This window comes from Streptomyces sp. NPDC090445, assembly GCF_044769385.1.
GTDB lineage: Bacteria > Actinomycetota > Actinomycetes > Streptomycetales > Streptomycetaceae > Streptomyces.
In genome coordinates this window covers 39,494-61,518 of the sequence record NZ_JBIVXV010000027.1, presented here as the reverse complement: position 1 = coordinate 61,518, position 22,025 = coordinate 39,494, and the positions used below count along the sequence as shown (strand labels likewise).

Sequence of the window (22,025 nt, the reverse complement as noted above, 5' to 3'; positions counted from 1 at the left end):
CGGGTTTCAGGACGAGAGGGCGTTCCACGCCGACCTGGTACTCGCTGAACTGCTCAAAGTGGTCTCGCTGGAGCCGCTGCGCGCCGACGAAGAGGCGTTCCTGCTCCGCTTTGAGGTCCGTGAGCGCGGTGAAGAGATCGATTGAAGCTTCCCCTTGATCGTGGACACCTGGAGACTGGGATCTTGAGGTTCCAGAGGAAGTAGTACCAGGTGGGAAGCAAGTACACGAAGCGGTACACCGAGGAGTTCAAGCGGGACGCGATCGCGCTCGTCGATTCCTCGGGCAAGACGGTCACCGCTGTCGCCCGGGAACTCGGCATCAGCTCCGAGTCCCTGCGCGGCTGGTACCGCCGGGCGAAGGCGGACCGGGGCGAGGGCCAGTCCGGTGAGCTGACCAGCGCCGAGCGTGAGGAGCTCAAGCGGCTGCGCAAGGAGGTCCGCGAACAGCAGCAGACGATCGAGATCCTGAAAAAGCGACGGCCTTCTTCGTGAAGGAGAACGACCGGTGAGCGAGCTGTACCGGTTGATCCATGCGGAGAAGGCGACCTATCCGATCGTCCTGCTGTGCCGGGTGCTGAAGGTTGCCCGCTCCTCCTACTACGCCTGGCACGAAGGCGAGGCCGCCCGTCGTGCGAGGGAGGCCGCCGACGACGCGCTCGCCCATGGGATCACCGTGGTGCACATCGCTTCCCGGCACACCTACGGGGTCCCGCGCATCCACGCCGAACTGCGCCGCCTGGGCCGACGCGTGAACCGCAAGCGCGTCGCCCGCGTGATGCGTGAACGCGACATCCGCGGCGTCACCCGGCGCAAGAGGCGTTCGCTGACCCGGCCTGATGCGATGGCGAAGCCGGCCCCAGACCTGATCGGCCGCGACTTCCATGCCGACCGGCCCGGGACCAAGCTGGTCGGCGACATCACCTACCTGCCCACCGCCGAGGGCTGGCTCTACCTCGCCAGGACCGCGCGCATCCGGGTCCGTTCCGGGCTGTCGTCGTCGGGTGCGTGGGTGTAGGCGATGATCAGTTCACGCAGCAGCGGGCCGACGGCCAGCACGGTTGGGGCGTCGAGACTGAGGGGGTTGTCGGTCGCGGGCAGTCCCACCAGATGCAGTTCGAGTTCCCCGTGGGCCTGGTGGGCATGGACGACGCCGGCTGGCACCCAGATGGCGCGGGTGCCCGGGGCGACCCAGGATCCCGCACTGGTCGTGACGGCCAGCACGCCCCGGCCGGCATAGACGATCTGGTGGTCGTCGTGCCGGTGGGCGTCGATCTCACCGCCGGATGCGAGACGCTGGGTGCGTGTCGGAGCGACCGGCTCATGGCGGATTTTCGTCACCATCCGGCAATTTATCGGAAGCGCGACACGGGGGCAGCTCCGGACCATGGCGGAGTGCGAAGGAATACATCGATCACTCTGCTGTCTGTCGGGGCACGCCTCGCCTGCGTCGACATCTACCAAGGCGCCGTGGCGGCCCTGGTGCCGTTCTTCATCGCGGAGCGCGCCTACAGCTACGCGGTCGCCTCGGGCATAGTGCTGGCCGCCTCGCTGCTGTCCTCGGTGGCGCAGCCGGTGTTCGGTGCGCTCACCGACCGCTGGACGATGCTCTGGCTGCTGCCCGTCAGCACGCTGCTCGGCGGTGTCGGCATCGCGCTGAGCGGGCTGGGCAGCTCGTACGCGCTCACGCTCGTGTTCGTCGCGGTCTCGGGCATCGGCGTGGCCGCCTACCACCCGGAATCCGCCCGCGTCGCCCGCCTCGCCAGTCAGGGCAGCCACCGGGCCATGGGCTGGTTCTCCAGCGGCGGAAACATCGGCTTCGCGCTGGCTCCGCTCATGGTCACCGCCGTAGTGGCCCCCGGAGGACTGAGCTGGACGCCGCTGCTGGTGCTGCCGGCCCTCGCCGGTGCCGTGCCGTGCCTGCCCGTGGTGCGCGCCCTGCAGCAGAAGCAGGCCGACGGACCCGACACCACGGCGCCGGCCGGGAGCGACGACATCGCCTCCTTCGTGAAGCTGTCCCTGGCCGTGGTCTTCCGGTCGATCGCGTTCGTCGGCCTGAGCACCTTCATCGCGCTGTCTCCAGTGGGGGCCGCGGCGGAGGGAGGCTGCCCGACGAGGTCGAGACGATCGTCCAGGACGTGCTGCGCACTCGCTATCTGACGCGGCAGCGCCGCTCGGTGGCGGCTGTCGGCAGGGAGATCACGCGCCAGCGTCGGGCTCGTGGCCTGCGGGTTCCGTCGCGGGGAACAGCGCGTCGGCGGATTGAGCGGCTGGACCCGGTGTCCTCGGTCGCGGCCCGAGAGGGAAGGGGGCGCGGCCCGGCCTCTGCGCTCGGCCGGAGGTGTGCCGCCCGAGGTCACCGGGCTGCTGGAACAGGTCCAGGTCGACCACACGCCGGTGGACGTGATCGTGGTCGACGAGCGGCACCGGCTGCCGGTCGGCCGCCCGTATCTGACGGCGGCGATCGACGTGGCCAGCCGGTGCGTGGTGGGCCTGGTGGTGACGCTCGAGGCGCCGTCGGCGACCTCGGTCGGACTGTGCCTGGCGCACGCGGCGACGGACAAGCGGCCGTGGCTGGAGCGGCTGGGCGTGGAGGCGGTGTGGCCGATGAGCGGCAAGCCGCGCGAGTTGTACGTGGACAATGCTGCGGAGTTCAGGAGCGAGGTCCTGCGCCGTGGCTGTGACCAGCACGGCATCGCCGTGCGCTACCGACCCCTCTGCCAGCCGCACTTCGGCGGGATCATCGAGCGGCTGATCGGCACGATGATGAGACAAGTGCACGAACTGCCGGGCACACAACCGGTCGAAGACCGTCGGACCCTCGCTGGCACGCGCCGCGGCAAACTCCTCGTGGGACTGTCCGTCGGATGGTCGGCGACCGGGTCGAAATGGTCTTTCCCGTGCTGGGTATCAGTTGCTGAGGTCGAACACGCCCCACGCGGTGAACGGCTTGGCCTGGACGTAGATCCTGCTTCCCCGGCCGACGACCCGCCGGCGGCCGGGGCAGGGCCATCGGGCAGGGTGAGCAGGGCGACGTCCGTTGGCTCGACTGAGGTTTCGGTGAGCTCTCCGTGGGCGAGTCGGTCCCGCTCCTCGCCGTAGCCGCCGAAGAAGGCGACCCGCTCGCCGTGGACGGCCACCGCACCGCATCTCTCGTACGGGCCTGCACCCGGGTGCGGGCCGTCGGGGCCTGGGGCGGGTCCGCGGTGGCGGGCACGGCGCTGGTGGCCGTCACCGGGAGTCCTGGTCGTTGGGTGGTCGTCAGGCCGCGGCCGGGCGGAGGCGGACGGCCAGCTGCTCGTGACCGTTGCTGATCAGGGAGCCCAGCGGATTCAGCTCCTCGACGGGGACGGCGAGCTCGAGCTGGGGGAAGCGGGTGAAGAGCATCCGCAGGCTTATGGCGATCTCCAGGCGGGCGAGCGGGGCGCCCAGGCAGAAGTGCACGCCGTGCCCGAAGGCGAGATGGTCCTTGGACGCGCGGCGGAGGTCGAAGTCGTCGGCGGTCTTGCCGTGCCAGTCCGGGTGCCGGTTGGCCGCGGCGTAGGAGGCGAGGATCGCCTCGCCCTTGGCGATGGTCCGTCCGTCGGGCAGCACGATGTCGTTGACGGCGAAGCGCATCGGGAGGTGCTTGACGGCCGGTTCCAGGCGCAGGGTCTCCTCGACGACGTCGTTCCAGTCGGCGCGGCCGGCGCGGAGCTGGTCGAGCTGATCGGGGTGGGACAGCAGCAGGCTGATGGCCTGGTCGAGGACGTTGACGGTGGTCTCGTATCCGGCGCTGATCATCAGCAGGAGGGTGTCGCGGAGTTCCGTGGCGGACAGGCCGCGCCCGTCTCCGTCGTCGTCGCGGGCGGCGATGAGCAGGGAGGTCATGTCGTCGCCGGGGTCGGCGCGCTTGGTGGCGATGAGCTGGTCCAGGACCGCGTACAGGGCCTGGGTGTTGGCGGTGGCCTGGTCGGCGGTGAGGGTGGTGTCGAAGACGCCGTCGACGACGCCGCGGAAGTCCGCTCGCTGGCCGGCGGGGACGCCCATGAGGTGGCCGATGACCGCGATGGGAAGCGGGTAGGCCAGGTGCTCGCGCAGGTCGATGCTCTCCCCGGCAGGCAAGCCGTCGAGGTCGTCGAGGATGGCCGCAACGATGGTCTCGACGACAGGGGCGAGGTCGTCGATGCGGCGGGCGGAGAAGGCGGGGGCGATCATGCGCCGCAGCCGCCGGTGGTCGTCGCCGTGGGCGGTGAACATGTTCTCGACGGCGACCCACAGGGCCAGCGGCCAGGTCTGTACGGCCTCCTGGAAGCTGGGCCAGTGGGCGCGGGCGTCCTTGGAGACGTCGGGGTTCTTCAGCAGGCTCTTGAGCAGGGCGGGGTCGTTGATCGACCAGGCGAGCACGCCGAGGACGTCGACGCGGACCGCGGCGCCGCGTCCGCGGAGTTGCTCGTGCTCGCCGTGGTGGTCGGCGCCGGTGGGGTCGAGGACGAACGGAGCGGGCTGGAGCATGCGGGACGTCTCCTTCAGGCAGCGGTGGGGGCAGGGAAGCGGACCGGGAGCTGGGCCGGCGCGCGGTGGAACGGGCCCGGGCTCCAGCCTCGGCCCCCGCGGCGAGGAGTACAAGAAGGTCTACGGCCTCCTTGCGCAGGCCCTGGAAGAGTCCAACCGCGCCGGGATCGCCACCTTCGTGATGCGCGCCGCGAGTAACCTCGTCGCGATCAACACGGCGCGCAGCACGCCGTCGCTGTCGGGCAGGACGGCGCAGAGCAGCGGGTGGCGTTCGTCGAGGTACAGGGGCAGGGCGCAGGCCGCCCGCGCGCCGGCCACCAAGGCGGCGAGCTGCTGGTATTCGGTGTCGTCGACGATCGCGTGGCTGATCGTCCCGTCCTGCGCCTCCCAGACGAACTCCACGGCGCCTTCCTCGGGCAGTGCGGCGAGGACCGCGGCGACGTCGGGGTCCAGGTCGGGCCAGACGTTCAGTAGGGCGCGCGGGCTGAGACCGGCGCGCACCGCGTCGAGGTTCTCCGGCGTGAGGCGGTGCCAGCGTGCGGCACCGAGACCGCGAGACAAGGGCGCCAGCCTGTTCCTACTTCTCACCGACATCTTCGGCAATGCCGGCCCCCGGACGTTCTCAGCCCGCTGTGCAGGCTGTCGTCGCCCAACATCCCTCGCACGCCGTCTCCCTCGTCCTTGCCGGGCCGGGTGGGCGCTGGCCGGGCCCAGGGCTGCCGGGTCGGCCTCAGCGCTGGTGGTCGGCGGCGGCCCGGTTGCGCCAGTCCAGGACCTGCTCCCGGGTGAGGTCCTTGAGGACGAGCTCCTGGTCGTCGTCGGCAGGCATTCTGGGAACGACCGTGGGAGGCTGCTGCGGGAAATGTCGGCGAGAAACAGGAACGGAGTCCTGCGGGTGTCGCGCGACGACAGCCTGCCGCGGCGGCTTGCCGGCCAAGTCCCGGGTCGTGAAACGTCCTGGCTAGCTCCTGTACGGGCGATCTTCTCGGGGTGCGAAGCGAGCCTGGGCCGCCAGGACGGCTTCGGTGTAGCGTCCGGCCCACGCGCCCATCGCGCGGATCGGGCCCAGCAGCGCGAGGCCCGCCTCGGTGAGGGAGTAATCGACGCGTGGTGGCGCCTCGGCGTACGCCTGGCGTACGACCAGGCCGTTGTACTCAAGGCGGCGCAGGGCCTCGTTGAGGACCTTGGGGCTGATCCCGCCGATGCGGGTGATCAGCGCACGCGGCCTCATGGGTCCGCTCTCGCCGAGGATGTACACGATCACGCTGTCCCAGCGGTTCGACAGGACTTCGAAAGCCACCCTCGCCTGGCAGTCCGCGGCGTACTCGCCGCCGCCCAAGTCCTCGTCCAGGCCTTGTTCGTCTGCCTCTACCGCCGCGTCGCTCATGCGCTGATCCTGCCCGGCCCGATGCACACCATGTGGTGTGCATCGGCGCGCCTGGCGTCCTTTCCGTCACACCTCGCACATCTCGCGACATGGACGACAGGAGCAAGCACATGCGCATCGGCATTCTTGGTACAGGGGCGATGGCCACCGCCCTCGGTGCGGCCTGGGTACGGGCCGGCCATGACGTTCGGGTGGGTGGTCGGGACACTGAGGCGGCCTCCCGCACCGCCCTGCTCACCGGCGCCTCCGGGCACGGCAGCCTCGCCGCGGCTGCGGCCCACGGGGAAGTGGTATTCATCGCCGTGCCGGCGGGCGCCGCGCCGCAGTTGGCCAAGGAGCGGCCCACCTGCTCGCCGGTCGGACGGTGATCGACTGCACTGTTCCGATGTCGCCGGGCGCGGACGGTCCGGCCCTGACCACGGGCGGCGCCACCTCCGTCGCCCGGCTCATCGCGGACGCCGCCCCCGGCGCTCATGTGGTGAAGGCGTTCGGGGTATGCCACGAGAGCATCTGGACCCTGGACCGGTCGGCCTTCGAAGGGGCTCCACTGGCGGTGCCGTTCTGCACCGACCAGCCGGGCGCCGCCACGCGGGTGGCGGAGCTCATCGCCTCCATGGGCTGCACGCCACTGCCCTGCGGCGGGATCGATCGCGCTGCCCTGCTGGAGGCCACTGCTGTCTTCGCCATCGGTGTCTGGTGGTCGGGCGCCGAGGCCCGCTTCGCGTTCCCGGCCCCGGCCCTGGCCCCGGGAGCCGTGGACGACTAGCCAGGACTTGTCCGGCCGATCCCGCGTGGGGCTGTGGATCGAGTGGGTCCTGCCGAGGCCGTTGCGTCGCGCACGTGAGCACCACCACGGTCCTGAAGCAAGCACCGAGGTGTTCTCGGAATTCGGCGACATCACTCTCCGGATGAGGCGAGTGTTCCTGCCGCCGGACAACAGACGTTCTCGAATCCCGTCTACAAAGCCATCCAGGTGAAGGTCGGCGCCGGTGGCGGCTCAACTTGCTGTGCGAGCTGGCCGGTTGGGCGTCATTGACGATCACTTGGGCGCGCTGGATAGTGCCCCGTTGAACGAGGCACCTATCGGCCAAGATCAAAAACCTCGAAGGAGTCCAGTGAATCGTGCCCGACAGTGCCTGATGGTGATGGCGTCACTCGCCCTCGCCGCTGGCGCTCTCATCGGAACCGCGACGGCCGCGCCGCCTGGAACCGCACCGCCCGCGCAGGAGCAGCTCCTTACGGCGCTGGACCCGCAGCGGCTGGCCGCATCAGGGCCGCGTCAGGAGTCCATGAGCGCGGCTCTCCCGGCAGGTAAGACCTGTACGGATGTACCCGCTTCGAAGGGCCGCAAGGACGGTGCCAGGGCCTGCACAGAGGTCACGCGCACAGCTGGCAGTCGCACCGCCGCGCCGCTGGCCGCTGGGACGTGTTCCGTCCAGCCCGGCTATTACCACTTCGACCGGCATTCGTACTGCCTCTCCGACGCGCGGCTCACCTACACCCTCTACGACCCGGTCAACGGGTCCGTGAAGGGCGTCGGGGAGATCAGCCTCAGCGGCTCCGCCACGCTCGACGCGGGCAGCGGCTGGTGGAACGAGCTGTTCACCGCCACCGTCACGAGGCTGGAGGGGAACGTCCGGAGCCTCGCCGTCAAGCTCACGGCCTCGTGCGCGAACTCCTGCGGGATGCTCAACGCCGACGCGTGGGGTACCAAGGTCCTCGTCCTGGGGCAGAGCGCGAGCAGTCACGTCACGTTCTCTAGCTACCCGGCCAGCGGCACAGTCACCCAGATCACGCCGCAGTACGCGCTCCAGCTCTACCAGCCGGGCGACACCCCTGGGGACTGGAGTCACAACTGGTCGCTGCCCACGAAGGTGCGCTGCGACGCGGAGTCGGCCGGGTACGGCTGCGTCATCGGCCAGATACGGGCCCAGCTGAACCTGCCGCTCTCCCAGTACGGCACCGCGGCCGCCACCTACTGGTATGCCCAGGCCGCGCTCGCCGACCACTGGGGGGCTCCGGACAATCCGCTCAGCCGGAACAAGAGCGAGGCCGCAGCCAAGGCAAACCGGTACCGGACCTGCGAAGAGGGCAGCAGCATCCCCTTCTACCCGCAGGACGACATACCGACCGACTCGTGCGACGAGTACCCGTTCGCCGGCACCTTCCAGGGCGGCCAGGACGGCGGCAGCTGCGCCGAGATCCTCCCGAAGTTCGAGGGCGGCACGTGGAAGATCTACTACTTCCTCGGCAGGAAGCCCACCGGTTACGAACCCTGTGTCCGCGGGCACGTCCCGCTGAAGCAGAACACGGATGCCGGTGGCGAATACGGGAGGTTCATCCAGAACGAGCGGGTCCTGGACGCAGAGAAGTTCACCCTCTCGATCGCAGGCTGACCGTCCGGCTCCAGGTTTCCTGGAGCACGCAATACGCCCGCTCCTGGTGTTCGAGAAGCGCACCTGGGACGAGGCTTCCGGCGGCGAACTCATGGCCTTCGCCACGACCGGGGACGGTACCTATCCCGTGTGGGTCGGCCGTTCCGACCCTGGTGAGGTGGTCGCTGTCGTGGTGCTGGTGGAGGGATGCCCGAACTGCTCCGGGAGCGGGACGGAACCACCGCGGATGCCTGAGATGGCGTACGTGACCTTTGAGGAGTTCCGGGACGCGGCGTCCCCTACCGGTGGTCGCGCACTGTCCCCCGAGGAGGCGCGCGTCGGGGACCGTCGGCCTTCCGTGCGCGGTGATCTACCGCGTGCCGGGCCGTGAAGTCCCGCCCGGGGCGCGGATGGTGGCGTGGCAGGCAGGCGTCCTCGACGTATGGGCGTACGACGAACACGGTCGCCGGACCTCCGAGGCCGAGCTGCGGCTGCGAAACGACGAGGGGCGGCTGTTGTTCCGGCGACCTGCTCATGCGGCGGTACCCGGACGGGCAGACGGCGGAGTTCGATGTGCACTGCCCCCGGACGGCAGTGGAGCTCTCAGCCGACGGTACCGCGCGTATCTCGCACCAGCCCGAGGGCATGCGCGGCGCCTCCCTGGAAGCCGAGGTGGCGGTGGCCGAGGACACCCTGTCGGACACCCTGCCGGGCGAGCCCGTCGTGATCGACGCACCTGACGTCAACAGACCGGCTGTGCGGCTTGCGGAGCAACTCGGTCTCACGCCCTCCTTCGAGACCGCGCGCATGTACACGGGCGCGCCCCCGCACATCGACCGCGTCGGCTTGTTCGGCATCACCAGCCTTGAGCTCGGCTGACCCCGTCGGCAGCCGTAGCGAGTGGCTGTTCGAGACGGGATCCCGGCCGATCGCGGTGATCGGCCGGGATCTTCGTCGACGCCGGGTCGTTGCTGTCGACAGGCCACGTCGTTGTCCCCGCCCGGTCGCGACATCGTCGACCGGGCGGGACCTGCCGAGCACCTGCTTCCGTCGTTTACGGCGTTCTCAACTCCCCAGTTGCTGCGTGCGGAATGCCTCGGCCGGCAGTCCGCCGATTCCCCAGTCCTCCAGCTCGACTTCGTCGATGACCACGAAGGTCGTGGCCGGGTTCTTGTCGAGCACCTTCACCAGCAGATCGGTCACGCCCGCGATGATCTCGGCCTTCTGTCCGGGCGTGGCGCCCTCTCGCGTGATCTTCACATTGACATATGGCATGGCAGCTCAGTCCTCATCCTCAACCGTCTCGAAGTGGAAGACCTTCGAGACGATCTGCCACCGCCCCTCGACCTGCACCAGCGTCAGGAAGTCCCAGTAACGCCGCGGTCCCATCGAGCACTCCACCCGGGCCAGTGCCGTCACCGGCCCGGCGAATTCGACCGACACGATGCGGTCGCGCCGCGCCTCACCCCGCGCGGCCGGCGGTTCACGGCGGCGGACCACCGGGAAGTACTCGTCCATGCTCAGCCGCAGCAGTTCGCCCCCGCCCCCGCCCTCGGTCGCGGTGGCGTAGACGGCGCTGGGGTGGAAGACCCGGCCGAGCAGATCCGTGTCCCCGTGGTAGAGGCCGTCGAAGTACTGCCGGAGCACCTTGTTCACGTCGTGCTGTGCGGTCATCAGGAACGCCCCGCCACATGACCGCCGTCCACGCGCAGGGCGTGGCCGGTGATGAACTCGGCACCTGCGAGGTACACGACCGCGTCCGCGATCTCGGAGACCTCGCCCACACGGTTCAGCAGCGCGAGCCCGCCGAAGGAGTCCACGTCCGCGCCCTCGTGCAGCGGGGTCCGGATCACGCCGGGCGCCACCAGGTTGACGCGGATCCCGTCCGCCGCGAGTTCGGCGGCCAGGCTCGTGGTGAGCGTGTGCACGCCACCCTTGCTGATGACCGGAGCCGATGCGGGGAATCCGGCGATCGCGTGGTCGACCAGCACCGTACCGATGTTGACGATGCTTCCGCCGCGGCCCTGCTCCCGCATCCGGCGCACCACGGCCTGGGTGGTCAGATAGGTCCCCTTGAGGTTGCCCGCCAGGTACCCGTCCAGCTCCTCCTCCGTGACATCGGTGAACGGCTTCGGCGTGAAGGTGCCGGCGTTGTTCACGAGCACATCCACGCCCCCGAAGCGCTCCACGGCAGCCCGCACGAGTGCCTCACCCGTCGCCGCTTCACCGATGCCACCCACTACCTGCGCGACCCGCTCGCCCTGCCCGAGCCGTGCGGCAGCCTTCCCGAGCCGGTCCGCATCCCGGCCGTTGATCACGACGTTGGCCCCCCGGGCCAGGAAAGCCCGGGCGATCCCCAGCCCGATACCGCTCGATGCCCCCGTGACCACCACGGTGATGTTCGTCGACATTCCGGCCACTCCTTGATTCGTTGTCATCCATCCCGACACATCGAACCTAGGAGCAGCCGATCAATAACACCACGTCGAAGTTTGAAGTAAGCGATAATCCACAGTTATGACCGTGGATCTACGCGACCTCGAGCTCCTCGCCGCCACCGCCGACTCCGGCTCCCTCACCGCAGCAGCGGAACGCCTCTACGTCAGCCAGCCCGCACTCAGCCAGCGCCTCACCCGCCTCGAAGACCGGCTCGGCATGCCGCTTTTCGACCGCACGGGCCGCAGGCTGGTCCCGAACGCCGCAGGCCGACGCCTGCTGGTGGCGGCCCATCACGTCCTGGACGAGCTGCGCTCGGCAACACGCGACCTCCATGAGATGCGCGACGGGCGCAACCGCCGGGTGCGTTTCACCGCACAGTGCAGCACCACCTTCCAGTGGCTGCCCCCGGTCATCCGCGCCTTCCGCGACCGGCACCCGGACGCTGAGGTCCGTATCGAATCCGTCCCCGACGACGCACCGGTCCCCGCACTCCTCGCCGACCGCGTGGACGTCGCGCTGGTCACCAAGCCGGACCCCGAGATGGACCGGGTCAGCCTGACCCGCCTCTTCGATGACGAGATGGTGGCCGTAGTCCCCTCAGACCACCCCTGGGCCGCCCGCCCCCACCTCACGGCAAAGGACTTCACGGACGCCCACCTGATCCTGTACGACGCCTACGACCAGACTCGGATCCCCTCGATCCCGCTCCCCCTGCCGCCGCAGGCACGGCCGGCCCGCATCACCACGATGCCCGTGATCACTGACCTGGTCATCGAAATGGTCGCCGGCGGCCAGGGCGCGACCATCCTCCCCAACTGGGCAGCCGCGCCGTACACGGACTCCCACGGCCTCGCGCTGATCCAGATCGGCGCCACTCCCATGGCCCGCACCTGGTACCTGGCCACCCGCCAGGGCCCCCGCCCGCCCCACCTGCAGGCGTTCGTCGATGAACTGACCGCCCGCCTGACGCGCCCATAGCCGAGCATCCGTCTCCGGAGAACGGGGGCCTCTATGTCTTTCGTCAGGCCCGAGGTGGTCATGCGACGGCTGCTTCGGGGATGTGGGGTTCGTAGAAGGTGCCGTCGCGGAGCATGGCGAACAGCACGCTGATGCGGTGCCGGGCCAGGCGGAGGAGAGCCTGGGTGTGGGGCTTTCCCCGGGCCCGGCATCTGGCGTAGTAGGTGCGGGATGCGGGGTCGTGCACGGCGGCGAACGCGGAGAGGGACATTGCGCGTTTGAGCTGCGGGTTGCCGCCTCTGGGTGCGTGTTCGCCGTGGATCGGGGTGCCCGGCTGTCGGGTGGTGGGGGCGAGGCCGGCGTAGGAGGCGAGGTGGGCGGCGGTGGGGAAGCCGGTGCCGTCTCCGACGGTGACCAGCAGGACGGCGGCGGTCCTGACGCCGACTCCCGGCATCGAGGTCAGGACCGGGCGAAGAGACATCCGATGCAGTTGATCTGTAAAGCGGCGATGGTGAGTTATGGCGCGGCCGGGGTGGGGAACGCGGTGAGTTCGTCGTAGGGGGTGCGCTTGGTGAGGCAGTGGTGGAGGCAGCCGAGCATGCCGCCTCGTCAGCCGCGCCGTCGGCGGGTGGGGTCGGTGGAGGTGGACCACAAGCGGCAGGGCGGGGTGACCACGGTCCCGCTGTACTCCGCCGAGGACGTCGCACTGCAGCCGGTCGTCCGCCCCTTGGTCGACTGACGGGCCGTGCATACCGCCCGCGCGGGACGCCGCTCCCCGCTGCAGATCATCGACAGCCGGGTCCTGCCTCGCCGTCCCGACTGAACCCGGGGGCGGTCGGGGGCCAAGTGAAGTGAGGTCGCGTCGGACCCCGCCGCATGCGGGTGACTCGCTGCCGTGCCGGAACCGCGGCGGGCGCGTGTGTCTCCCGACCGACACGAGCACGAGTGTGATCACTATCGAGATCTGGGGCCACGAGCCGGCCGTGGTGAAGGCGGCGGAGCAGATTTCCGCCTCTTCTTCTCCAGTGGTCCGGGCAGGCCCCGGCGGACGCCTGGTGAGGATCTCGTGGTGGTGCGGGTTCATGCCGATGTCGGCCGGTCGCCGTGGGAGGGCGGCTATGCCGAACCGTGCACCTGACTCGGGCGGTCAGCCGGCGGCACGTCGGGGGCACCGAAGTCGCGACCGCCGCGGTCTTCTCGCCCGCTGCAGACGTGGGCCGTGCGGACACAAGGCCTGCAGATCGGCGGCAGCGCTCCGCCCTGAGCTGAAGGCGTGCCACGCCTTCCTCGACCCGGCGAACACCAAGGACCAGGTCCTGCAATCTGCGGTCGCCCTGTCACGCTGGGTTGCCGTGTTGGGTGCCGGGGACCGACGTGCGCAGACTGGAGGTGTGCACGAGATGATCGTCGGTGAGACGGCGGAGCGCGAGCATCTGCTCGCCGCAGCCGTCGTCGAGGCCGTCGACGCAACTGGCGCGCATGCGGCGAGCGTCTTTCTTCGCTCCCGCGACCGCCGGTCCATCGTGCTGGCTGCGACGTACGGGACAACGCCCTCCCTGCTCGGCGGCTGGCGTCTCATTCCGGTGAGCAGTCCCATTCCCGTCGCCGTGGCGTACAGCACCGGGCGCACCGTCCACCTCGCCGACGCAGACGAGACGATGCGCCGGTTTCCCCAGCTCGCCGTGGCGCTGCCGTACGCCTTCGGCTCCTGCTCCGTGCCGGTGGCCGCAGGCGGGGAGACTTTCGGATCGCTGGCGATCATCTGGGCGACCTCACCCGGCAACGAGGTCGTTTCCAAGGCCCAGCGCCGCAGGCTGCGCTCCATCGCCGGCCGGCTCGGTGACTCCCTGGTTGCCCTGCGTGCCCGTACGGGCGATCCGGTGGAATGTGATCCGGGCACGGCCCCGGTCGAGATCCCGGCTCCCGTCGCCAGGGCCGTGCGGGTGGGCTTGTTCGACTGGGACCTGGCCTCCGGCACCTTCACCGTGGACGACGAGTTCTGCGCGGCCTTCGGTCTCGATCCCGGTGCATTCGACGGCCGAGCCGACACGCTGGCCGACTGCCTGCATCCCGGCGATCTTGCCGCGTTCCGGGCCCTTGCCCGGGAGGCAGCCGACGGAGGCCGGATCACCGCGCGCCGCCTTCGGATACGGGAGCGCGGGGTCGGCAGCGAGGGCCACCACACGGTGGAGCTGTGGGCGCGCAGACTGGAGGCCGACGATGCGGGGGCGCGCATCCACCTGATCGGTTCGGTCGTGGACGCCCGGGCGGGCCATGCGGCTCTCGCCGCGGTCGAGCGGTTGCGGGACGGGGTGTTCTCTCTCGCCCCTGACGGGCGGGTGACCTACGCCAACCACAGCGCCCTGCGGCTGTTGGGCGTTTCCGGTGAGGAAGTACTGGGCCGGGTCCTGTGGGACGTGGTGCCCTGGCTGTCGGACCCGGACGTCGAGTACCGCCACCGGTCCGCGATGATCTCCCAGACGCCCTCGTCCTTCCTGGCCCGCCGCCCGCCCGACCAGTGGCTCGCCTTCTCCCTCCACCCCCAGCGGGACGGGGTCACCGGGCGGGTGGTCCCCGACACCCGTCCCCCGCCGGCGTCAACGGCCGGCGCCTCCGCGACCGCAGAGGCGCCGGCGCGGATGGGCGTCATGTACCACGTCCTGCAGTTGGGCAGCGCGCTGACGGAGGCGGTCACGGCACGGGAAGTCTGCCAAGTCCTGGCCGACCAGCTGCTGCCGGCGTTCGGCGGGCAGCAGCTGGCGATCTACGAGGTCCGCGGCAAGACGATGCACCGGCTCTTCCACACCGGCCGCCATGAAGACTTCCTCGACTGGCTGGAGGGCGTTCCGCTGCACGCCCGCCTGCCCGGTACGGAGACGCTCACCTCGGGTGCGCCGCTCTTCATCGAGTCGCAGCAGGACCTCTCCCGGGGTTACCCCGGCATCCCTGTCGGAGAGGTGAGCTCCTGGGCGTATCTGCCACTGATCGCCTCCAGCCGCCCTGTCGGCACCTGTGTCCTGGGCTTCGACGAGGCCCACCGGTTCACGGAGAAGGACCGCGGCGTCCTTACCGCACTCGCCGGACTGATCGCCCAGGCTCTGGAACGAGCGCGGCTCTACGACTCGGAGTTCGCCGTCGCGCGGGGCCTGCAGCAGACACTCCTTCCGCACCGGCTGCCAGTGGTCCCAGGCATCCGTACCGTCGCGCGCTATCTGCCCGGCACCAGCGGAATGGACATCGGCGGCGACTGGTACGACGTCATCCCCATCGAGAACGGGGTCGCTCTCGTCATCGGAGACGTACAGGGGCACAGCATCGCCGCCGCAGCCACCATGGCCCAGCTGCGCAGCGCAGTACGGGCTTTCACGGCTGTGGGCAACGCACCCGGCGATGTGATGGCAGGCGTCAACCGGACCCTCATCGATCTCGACCCCGGGCTACTGGCCAGCTGCTGCTACATCCGCCTCGAACCCCACAGCCACCAAGCTCACGCCGTCACCGCCGGGCACCTCCCACCCCTGCTCCGCCGTCCCGACGGCCCGACCGGCACCCTTGGCCTCGACGTCGGCCCACTCCTCGGTGTGGAGCCCACGAGCGCCTATCCCACGACCCGGATCGCCCTGCCACCGGGATCCCTCCTCGCCCTCTACACCGACGGCCTGGTTGAGGAACCGGGAGCCGACATCGACGTGGGGATCGATCGCCTGCGGACATCCCTGGCCCATGCCCACGCCGAATCCCTGGACGAACTTGCCGACCGGCTACTGCACAACGCCCGGCGCTCCTCCTACCGTGCCGACGACATCGCTCTGCTCCTCACCGAGCACGGCTCCCGTCACGACGCCCTATGACACGTCGGACCGCCGTTCCGCACGGCAGACCGTGCGAGGTCGTCGAGCGACTGCTCGACAGCGCTGACGGCTCAGGGGCGGGCGGCCTGTGCGCCCACGACGCCCAACCTGAAGACGCATGCCTACGCCCGCCCGGTCGGTGAGCGCCCTGTCATCGAGTTCGAGCCCACCGAGCATTCCCTCGCCGTCGAACAGTGCACGGGGACCGCCCGGGCCGCGTGCGGGAGATCGCGACGGCCGTGCTCCACTCCAGCAGCAGCGAGGTGCGGTGACCGCTGGTACCTCCGCATCGCCGATCCCCGCCCTGCCGCCGGCCCCGTTCTGCGAGGCGGCATGCGCGTCCTGACCGCCGACCGAGCCCGAGGGTTCGGCCGCGGAGGTCTGCCGCGACACCGGGCAGGTTTATGCCGGGTGTCCATGGCCCACGGAGCCGATCACTGAACACCCCCCCCCGGCTGGTAGGCCCGCGTGGATCGTGAAGGCCCCGTCTACCCTTGCCAATTGGTGGATCAGGGGGACTTCCGGGTCGGTGACGTGTTGTCGGTTGCCTGCCCCTTCACGCCCGCCAGAGTCGAGCGGGGCCTGACGTGGGACTGCGTGTCAGTGCGATGGCCGTGGACGACGGCTATGCCGCCGCCGTCGCCCTTCAGGCCGAGAATGCCGTTCCGGGGGCGGCCGGGTACGCCGACCCCGGCCGGGAGTGATCGCCGGAGGCATGGTCCGGGCCCCGCGGATCAGACGGGCAGGCCGGTGGCGGTAACCGTCTGGGGTTCGAGTGCCTCCTCGCCGTAGAGGTCCTGCACCCAGTTGGTCTGGTAGACGGTTTCGAGGTAGCGCTCGCCGAGGTCTGGGGCGATGGCGACCGCGGTCACGTGCTGTTCCTGCCGGGCCAGCCATCGGGCGGCGCCGCTGACGACCGTGCCGGTGGAGCCGCCGAAGACAAAACCGTGCCGGGCCATCCGGTGGCACGTGCGAACGGTCTCGGCTTCGCCGACGTGTACCACCTCGTCCACGTACGAGGCGTCGAGGAGTGGGGGTCGGACGCCGCTGCCGAGGCCCGGGATCATACGGCGACCGGGGGTGTGCCCAAAGGTGGCGGAGCCGTCGGCATCGACCGCGACGATGCGGACCGGGCGGTGCCACGTGCGGAAGTACCGGGCGCACCCCATGAGGGTCCCGGTGGTGCCCGCCCCGACGAAGAGGACATCGAGGTCGGGAAAGGCGAGGGCGATGGCCGGTGCGGTGGAGCGGTAGTGGGCGAGGGGGTTGTGGGGGTTGGTGTACTGGTTGAGCCATACGTATCTGCTGTCCGAGGCGCACAGCTCCCGGACACGGTCGATGCGGGCGCCGAGCAGACCGCCGGTCGAGGAGGGCTCGGTGACGATAACTATCTGGCTGCCCAGGGCTTCCATGAGCAGCCGGGTCGGCAGGTTGCAGCGGGAGTCGGTCACGCACACGAACCGGTACCCCTTGCTGGCGGCGATCATACTCAGGGCCACTCCGAGGTTGCCGGACGAGGACTCGACAAGGATGGAATCGGGGGTGAGCAGGCCGTCACGCTCAGCTGCCTCGACCATGGCGCTCGCGGCCTTGAGTTTGACGGACCCGGCGAAATTGAATCCCTCGCATTTGAGGAACAGCCGGCGCCCGGTGATCGCCTTGAGGTCGACGTAGAGGTCGTCCTCATTGAACTCCTGGGGGGTGGATATGACCGTCATGGGCCACCTCCTCGTATGTGCTCATGGCGTCTGCTGCCGTCTGCCCGTACGACAGCGACTCGGACAGGACGCCGCCTCATGTGACGTCCTTGCAGTCCCTCCAGTACGCCGGCTGAACGCGGCTCTGTCATGCCACTCAATGTCGGGGCTTGACGTCGGCCACGATCACGGGTAACTGCGCGAATCCGTCTGCTGGAGGCGGGAACGATGCCCCTCCTGGCAGCTGGACGACGACCGGAACTTTCGCTCATGTACCCCTCCGGGTGCGCGGTGTCAAGCTACGAAATTCAGTGGCGTGACGGACATGCGCAGGCGGCATCTACTGGTGGGGCGGCATCACGAATCCGCCCTGAATGCCTGAGGCATTTCGAGGCGGAAACGGTCCATGCCTGAAGCGCAATCGATTCCGGAAGATATCCCGACAGCGGAATACGCACATTTGGAGGTGGATGACACATGTTTTTGTCGACCGGTGATCCGATGGGAACTCGTGGCGCTGAGGCCGAGACCGCACGGCTCCTGGCCGAGGTTCTGGCCGATGTCGTGGGTGTGGAGCATGTGTCGGGCGACAGCGACTTCTTCGATGATCTGGGCGCTGATTCGATGGTGATGGCGCGATTCTGTGCCCGGATCAGGAAGCGGGCGGACCTGCTGCCCGTATCGATGAGGGACGTCTACCGGTACCCCACGGTCAACGGCCTGGTCTCCGCGCTCACCGCTGCCGCGCCCACGACTGCGCCCATGCCCTCCGACCAACCGTCCGTCCAGCAGTCCGTCCAGCCATCCGCCGGTTCGGCCGTCCCGGCGTCGGCGCCCGCGCGCACGCCCGCGTCCGCTCCGGAGGGCCGGAGGGCGGCGCGGGCGGGCACAGGGCAGTACCTGCTGTGCGGCATGCTGCAGTTCCTGGCGTTCCTAGGTTTTTCCTACGTCGCCGCCCTGGCCACGGTCCGATGCTACGAGTGGGTCGGCGCTGGCACCGGTGTCCTCGATGCGTACCTGCGGTCGGTGCTGGCGGGCGGCATGATGCTCGTCGGCCTGTGCCTGGCGCCGATCGCGGCAAAGTGGATCCTCATCGGTCGTTTCACGCCCCGGGAGTTCCCCGTCTGGAGCCTGGGCTACGTGCGCTGGTGGCTGGTCAAGACCCTGATCCGCATGAGTCCTGCCCGCCTGTTCACCGGTTCGCCGCTGTACGTGGCGTACCTCAGGGCGCTGGGTGCCCGTATCGGCCGCAACGTTGCGATCTTCTCCACGCATGTCCCTGTCTGCACCGATCTACTCACGGTCGGTGACGGTGCGGTGATCCGCAAGGATGCGTCTTTCTCCTGCTACCGGGCGCACGCGGGTCTGCTCCAGACCGGCTCGGTCACCCTCGGCAAGGACGTGCTCGTCGGCGAACAGACCGTCCTCGACATCAACACCTCGATGGGCGACCGGTCCCAGCTGGGGCACGCCTCGAGCCTGCATGCCGGCCAGTCCGTCCCCGCAGGTGAGCGCCGGCACGGGTCGCCGGCCGAACCCACCGGCACGGACTTCCGTACGGTCGGTGCCGTCGAATGCTCCACGGCCAGGAAGGTCCGCTACACCATCGGTCAGCTGCTCGCCCTGCTGCTGGTGCATCTGCCGCTGGTCACCGGCGGTGTCGCCGTGCTGCTGAACGAGCTGCCGCAGCTGAGCGCACTGCCCGGGTCCGGAGCACCGGAGTTCACCAGCGGGACGTTCTATCTGAAGGCTCTGGCCGTATCCTTCGTGCTGTTCTTCGGCGCCGCTCTCGCCGGACTGATCATCCAGGGCGTGGTGCCGCGCCTGCTCCATCCGGCGCTCAAGCCGGGCACGGTCTATCCGCTCTACGGCCTCCACTACGGTCTGCAGAGGGCCATTGCACTCCTGACCAACAGGAAGTTCTTCAGGGCACTGTTCGGGGACAGCTCCGCGATCGTCCACTACCTGCGCTACCTCGGCTACGACCTGTGCCGCGTCACCCAGACCGGTTCGAACTTCGGTGTCGAGGTGAAACACGACAACCCGTTCCTGAACTCGGTGGGCAGCGGGACGATGGTCGCCGACGGCCTGTCACTCATCAATGCCGAATTCTCCAACACGTCCTTCAGGCTGTCCCCGGTCGCGATCGGAGCCCACAGTTTCCTCGGCAACCGCATCGCCTATCCCTCGCAGGCCAGGACCGGTGACAACTGTCTGCTGGCGACGAAGGTGATGGTCCCGGTCGACGGAGAAGTCCGTGAGAACACGGGTCTGCTGGGCTCGCCCCCCTTCGCCATCCCGCGCACGGTGATGCGTGACACCCGGTTCCAGGACCTGGAGAGCGGCAGCGAGCTGCGCCGCCGCCTGGCCGCCAAGAACCGGCACAACGCTGCCACAGCGGGGTTGTACCTGCTGGCACGGTGGATCCACGTCTTCGCCATGACTCTCGTCGCCCTGGGCGCCAAATCCCTCTACCCTGCACTGGGCCCTGCGGCGATCATGCTGGCCTGTGTGTTGGCCCTGCTGACCAGTGTTGCCCTCTTCGCGCTGTTCGAACGGGCAGTCGCGGGATTCAAGCCCCAGGTCCCGCTGTACTGCTCGATCTACGAGCCGTCGTTCTGGCGGCACGAGCGCTTCTGGAAACTGGCGTCGTTCGATTACATGCGGGTCTTCGACGGAACCCCGTTCAAGAACGTCGTCTGGCGGTTGCTGGGCGCGCGGATCGGTAAGCGGGTCTTCGACGACGGCTGCGCCTTCCCGGAACGCACCCTCGTCACGATCGGGGACGACTGCACGCTCAACTGGGGCACGGTGATCCAGTGCCACTCGCAGGAGGACGGCGCCTTCAAGTCCGACCGCACCACGATCGGTGACGGCTGCACCCTCGGAGTGGGCGCATTCGTCCACTACGGCGTGGCGCTGGAGGACGGTGCCGGCCTCGCCTGCGATTCCTTCCTGATGAAGGGCGAGCAGGTCCCGCGACGGGCCGAATGGGGCGGAAACCCGGCCCAGCAGATGCCTGTCGGCACCCCGCCGCCCACGACGACGTCGGCACACCCGGCCGGCACCGCGCCCACTCACCCTGGCCTGCTCGGCGAAGCCTGACGCCCATCCGCACCGGCACCGGCACCAGCACCAGCAAAGGAGAGACCCCCATGGCACGCAAGGCAACAACCGGCAGAGAGTTCTGGCACGGCGTCCTGACCGCCGCCGCCGGCGGCGGCTCCACGCTCCTCCCCCGATGGACGCGGGTACCGGTCGCGGGCGTAGCCGAGTACGAGGCGCCGGTCCCGTCTGGCCGGGCCGCAGCAGTGCGCCGACTGGCAGACGACCTGGCGGTACCGCTGAACTGTGTGCTGCTGGCCGCGCACGCGAAGGTGCTGGCTGCGCTGAGCGACGAACAAGAGGTCACCACCGGTTACGTTGCGGCCGTCGGCGGCCGGCCACTGCCCTGCAGACTGACGGCCGGTCCCGGATCATGGAAGAGCCTGCTCTACCGCACCCGCGACACCCTCGCGCACCTGCAGGTGCACCAGGACTTTCCCCTCGACCGTCTCCGGCGTGAACTCGGCCTGACCAGAACGCTCTTCGAGACGGTGCTCGATCCCCACGGCATCAGCGCCGACCTCCCTGCAGCCCACGACGAGCCGGCCGCGGAGCCGGTCCTGTGGGTGGGCATCGCACCCCACGGCGACGACCGGCTGGTACTGCGGCTGCGCTACCGCACCGACGTTCTCGACGCGGACTGCGCCGCCCGGATCGCCGGGTACCACCTCACCGCACTAGCCCTGATCGCTGCCGACCCCGATGCCGATCACACAGGTCAGAGCCTGCTGTCGGCCGAGGAGCTCCGGTTCCAGCTTCACGGCCTCGCCGGGCCGGGCCGAGTCCTGCCCGAGTACCGGGTGCACGAGCTGTTCGAGCAGCGCGTACGGCAGCACCCGGACGCCGTCGCCGCCCGGCTCGGCAACCGGCAGTGGACCTACCAGGAGCTCAACGCTCGCTCCAACCGCCTGGCCCGCGCCCTGCGGGCCCGAGGCCTGCAGCGTGAAGGGGTGGTGGCGGTGGCGATGGAGAGGAACCTGGACTGGCTGGCCGCGGTCCTGGCCGTCTTCAAGGCCGGCGGCACTTACTTGCCCGTCGAGCCGCACCTGCCCGCCGGACGCATTAAGGCCATGTTGGCCCGTGCCGGATGCAGGCTCGTGGTGACCCAGCCAACCGCCGCCACCGCCCTCGGGCCGGCCCGTGCCGCCCGGCCCGCAGTCGAGAAGCTGTTCGTCGAAACCGCCTACGACCAGGAGCTCTGTGCGACCGATCTCGGGATCGACGTGGCGCCCGACCAGCTGGCCTACATCTACTTCACCTCCGGCTCGACGGGCGAGCCCAAGGGGGCCATGTGCGAACACGAAGGCATGCTCAACCACCTTTACGCCAAGATCGACGACTTCGGGATCGGTGCAGGCCAGGTGGTCGCCCAGACCGCGCCCCAGTGCTTCGACATCTCGCTGTGGCAACTGCTCGCCGCGCTGCTGGCCGGCGGACGGACCCTGCTGATCGAGCAGGAAGCGATCCTCGACGCCCCACGGTTCGTCGACACCGTTGTCCACGGCCGGGTCAGCGTGTTGCAGGTCGTCCCCTCCTACCTGGATGTCGTCGTGTCGCATCTCGAGCAGCACCCGGACGCTGCCGGACCTGCGCTACGTGTCGGTCACGGGTGAGCCTCTGAAGAAGGAACTCGCCCAGCGCTGGTTCGCCGTCCAGCCCCGCATCAAGCTCGTCAACGCCTACGGGCTGACCGAGACCTCCGGCCGCCAGACGGCGCGGTGAA

The 22,025-nt window shown here is 69.5% G+C and carries 17 protein-coding genes and 5 pseudogenes; 13 read left to right on the top strand and 9 right to left on the bottom strand.

The annotated features are described in order from the left end of the window. Nucleotides 1–210: 210 nt before the first annotated feature. Nucleotides 211–492, top strand: coding sequence for a transposase (locus ACIQUT_RS32835; RefSeq protein ID WP_403568355.1), 282 nt, complete (start codon nucleotides 211–213; stop codon nucleotides 490–492). Nucleotides 493–505: 13 nt separating this feature from the next. After that, nucleotides 506–1,015 carry an IS3 family transposase gene (locus ACIQUT_RS32830; protein ID WP_403568353.1) on the top strand — a complete coding sequence of 170 codons (510 nt, stop codon included), beginning with the start codon at nucleotides 506–508 and terminating at the stop codon, nucleotides 1,013–1,015. On the opposite strand, the pseudogene ACIQUT_RS32825 reads toward ACIQUT_RS32830, so the two are convergent. Next, nucleotides 958–1,341, bottom strand: a pseudogene (locus ACIQUT_RS32825) (AraC family ligand binding domain-containing protein); the annotation flags it as partial. The gene ACIQUT_RS32830 and the pseudogene ACIQUT_RS32825 overlap by 58 nt on opposite strands. 51 nt (nucleotides 1,342–1,392) lie before the next feature. Here ACIQUT_RS32825 and ACIQUT_RS32820 point away from each other — a divergent pair. Together ACIQUT_RS32820 and ACIQUT_RS32815 are read left to right on the top strand one after the other, a co-directional pair. Continuing rightward, nucleotides 1,393–2,073 (top strand): annotated as a pseudogene (locus ACIQUT_RS32820) (MFS transporter); the annotation flags it as partial. Beyond that, a pseudogene (locus tag ACIQUT_RS32815) lies at nucleotides 1,971–2,793 on the top strand (DNA-binding domain-containing protein); the annotation flags it as partial. The pseudogenes ACIQUT_RS32820 and ACIQUT_RS32815, both read left to right, overlap by 103 nt. Before the next feature lie 465 nt (nucleotides 2,794–3,258). On the opposite strand, the gene ACIQUT_RS32810 reads toward ACIQUT_RS32815, so the two are convergent. The 3 genes from ACIQUT_RS32810 to ACIQUT_RS32800 form a co-directional block, all read right to left on the bottom strand. Next, the gene (locus ACIQUT_RS32810) at nucleotides 3,259–4,491 is read right to left on the bottom strand and encodes a cytochrome P450 (protein WP_403568351.1); all 1,233 of its coding nucleotides are present in this window, start codon (nucleotides 4,489–4,491) and stop codon (nucleotides 3,259–3,261) included. Between the two features lie 120 nt (nucleotides 4,492–4,611). Continuing rightward, a complete protein-coding gene (locus tag ACIQUT_RS32805) occupies nucleotides 4,612–5,052 on the bottom strand; it encodes a hypothetical protein (RefSeq protein WP_403568349.1) in 441 nt (146 codons plus the stop codon). A 400-nt stretch (nucleotides 5,053–5,452) separates the two neighbouring features. Continuing rightward, nucleotides 5,453–5,878, bottom strand: coding sequence for a winged helix-turn-helix transcriptional regulator (locus ACIQUT_RS32800; protein WP_403568347.1), 426 nt, complete (start codon nucleotides 5,876–5,878; stop codon nucleotides 5,453–5,455). Between the two features lie 89 nt (nucleotides 5,879–5,967). Between ACIQUT_RS32800 and ACIQUT_RS32795 the strand changes: the two genes are divergently transcribed. The 4 genes from ACIQUT_RS32795 (at nucleotide 5,968) to ACIQUT_RS32780 (ending at nucleotide 9,132) form a co-directional block, all read left to right on the top strand. Continuing rightward, nucleotides 5,968–6,246: an NAD(P)-binding domain-containing protein gene (locus tag ACIQUT_RS32795; RefSeq protein WP_403568345.1), complete on the top strand. Its 279-nt coding sequence runs from the start codon at nucleotides 5,968–5,970 to the stop codon at nucleotides 6,244–6,246. A 17-nt stretch (nucleotides 6,247–6,263) separates the two neighbouring features. Continuing rightward, entirely contained in the window at nucleotides 6,264–6,644 is a 381-nt protein-coding gene (locus ACIQUT_RS32790; protein WP_403568343.1) for a hypothetical protein, read from the top strand. 523 nt (nucleotides 6,645–7,167) lie between these two features. Next, nucleotides 7,168–8,274 (top strand): hypothetical protein, encoded by a 1,107-nt coding sequence (locus ACIQUT_RS32785; RefSeq protein ID WP_403568341.1) that lies wholly within the window; start codon nucleotides 7,168–7,170, stop codon nucleotides 8,272–8,274. A gap of 573 nt (nucleotides 8,275–8,847) precedes the next feature. Continuing rightward, nucleotides 8,848–9,132 carry an acetyltransferase gene (locus tag ACIQUT_RS32780; protein ID WP_403568339.1) on the top strand — a complete coding sequence of 95 codons (285 nt, stop codon included), beginning with the start codon at nucleotides 8,848–8,850 and terminating at the stop codon, nucleotides 9,130–9,132. Between the two features lie 186 nt (nucleotides 9,133–9,318). Here ACIQUT_RS32780 and ACIQUT_RS32775 read toward each other — a convergent pair whose 3' ends face one another. The 3 genes from ACIQUT_RS32775 to ACIQUT_RS32765 are packed head-to-tail and all read right to left on the bottom strand — an operon-like array spanning nucleotide 9,319 to nucleotide 10,664. Continuing rightward, on the bottom strand, nucleotides 9,319–9,528 hold the full coding sequence (locus ACIQUT_RS32775; protein ID WP_403568337.1) for a 4-oxalocrotonate tautomerase family protein: 210 nt from the start codon (nucleotides 9,526–9,528) through the stop codon (nucleotides 9,319–9,321). Between the two features lie 6 nt (nucleotides 9,529–9,534). Beyond that, nucleotides 9,535–9,927, bottom strand: a complete 393-nt coding sequence (locus ACIQUT_RS32770) for a nuclear transport factor 2 family protein (protein WP_403568336.1) — start codon at nucleotides 9,925–9,927, stop codon at nucleotides 9,535–9,537. Next, a complete protein-coding gene (locus ACIQUT_RS32765) occupies nucleotides 9,927–10,664 on the bottom strand; it encodes an SDR family NAD(P)-dependent oxidoreductase (RefSeq protein ID WP_403568334.1) in 738 nt (245 codons plus the stop codon). The genes ACIQUT_RS32770 and ACIQUT_RS32765 overlap by 1 nt, the downstream gene beginning before the upstream one ends. A gap of 106 nt (nucleotides 10,665–10,770) precedes the next feature. Here ACIQUT_RS32765 and ACIQUT_RS32760 point away from each other — a divergent pair, with 106 nt between their 5' ends. Then, nucleotides 10,771–11,670, top strand: coding sequence for a LysR family transcriptional regulator (locus tag ACIQUT_RS32760; protein ID WP_403568333.1), 900 nt, complete (start codon nucleotides 10,771–10,773; stop codon nucleotides 11,668–11,670). Nucleotides 11,671–11,728: 58 nt separating this feature from the next. Here ACIQUT_RS32760 and ACIQUT_RS32755 read toward each other — a convergent pair. Further along, nucleotides 11,729–12,124 (bottom strand): annotated as a pseudogene (locus ACIQUT_RS32755) (transposase); the annotation flags it as partial. 123 nt (nucleotides 12,125–12,247) lie between these two features. Between ACIQUT_RS32755 and ACIQUT_RS32750 the strand changes: the two are divergent. Beyond that, the gene (locus tag ACIQUT_RS32750) at nucleotides 12,248–12,388 is read left to right on the top strand and encodes a hypothetical protein (RefSeq protein WP_403568331.1); all 141 of its coding nucleotides are present in this window, start codon (nucleotides 12,248–12,250) and stop codon (nucleotides 12,386–12,388) included. Nucleotides 12,389–13,049: 661 nt separating this feature from the next. Continuing rightward, nucleotides 13,050–15,500 (top strand): SpoIIE family protein phosphatase, encoded by a 2,451-nt coding sequence (locus ACIQUT_RS32745; protein ID WP_403568379.1) that lies wholly within the window; start codon nucleotides 13,050–13,052, stop codon nucleotides 15,498–15,500. 734 nt (nucleotides 15,501–16,234) lie between these two features. Here ACIQUT_RS32745 and sbnA read toward each other — a convergent pair. Next, a complete protein-coding gene (gene sbnA / locus ACIQUT_RS32740) occupies nucleotides 16,235–17,218 on the bottom strand; it encodes a 2,3-diaminopropionate biosynthesis protein SbnA (RefSeq protein ID WP_403568330.1) in 984 nt (327 codons plus the stop codon). A 480-nt stretch (nucleotides 17,219–17,698) separates the two neighbouring features. Between sbnA and ACIQUT_RS32735 the strand changes: the two genes are divergently transcribed. Both ACIQUT_RS32735 and ACIQUT_RS32730 read left to right on the top strand, forming a co-directional pair. Then, a complete protein-coding gene (locus tag ACIQUT_RS32735; protein WP_403568328.1) occupies nucleotides 17,699–20,302 on the top strand; it encodes a Pls/PosA family non-ribosomal peptide synthetase in 2,604 nt (867 codons plus the stop codon). A gap of 50 nt (nucleotides 20,303–20,352) precedes the next feature. Beyond that, nucleotides 20,353–22,003: pseudogene (locus ACIQUT_RS32730) on the top strand (AMP-binding protein); the annotation flags it as partial. Nucleotides 22,004–22,025: the final 22 nt, after the last annotated feature.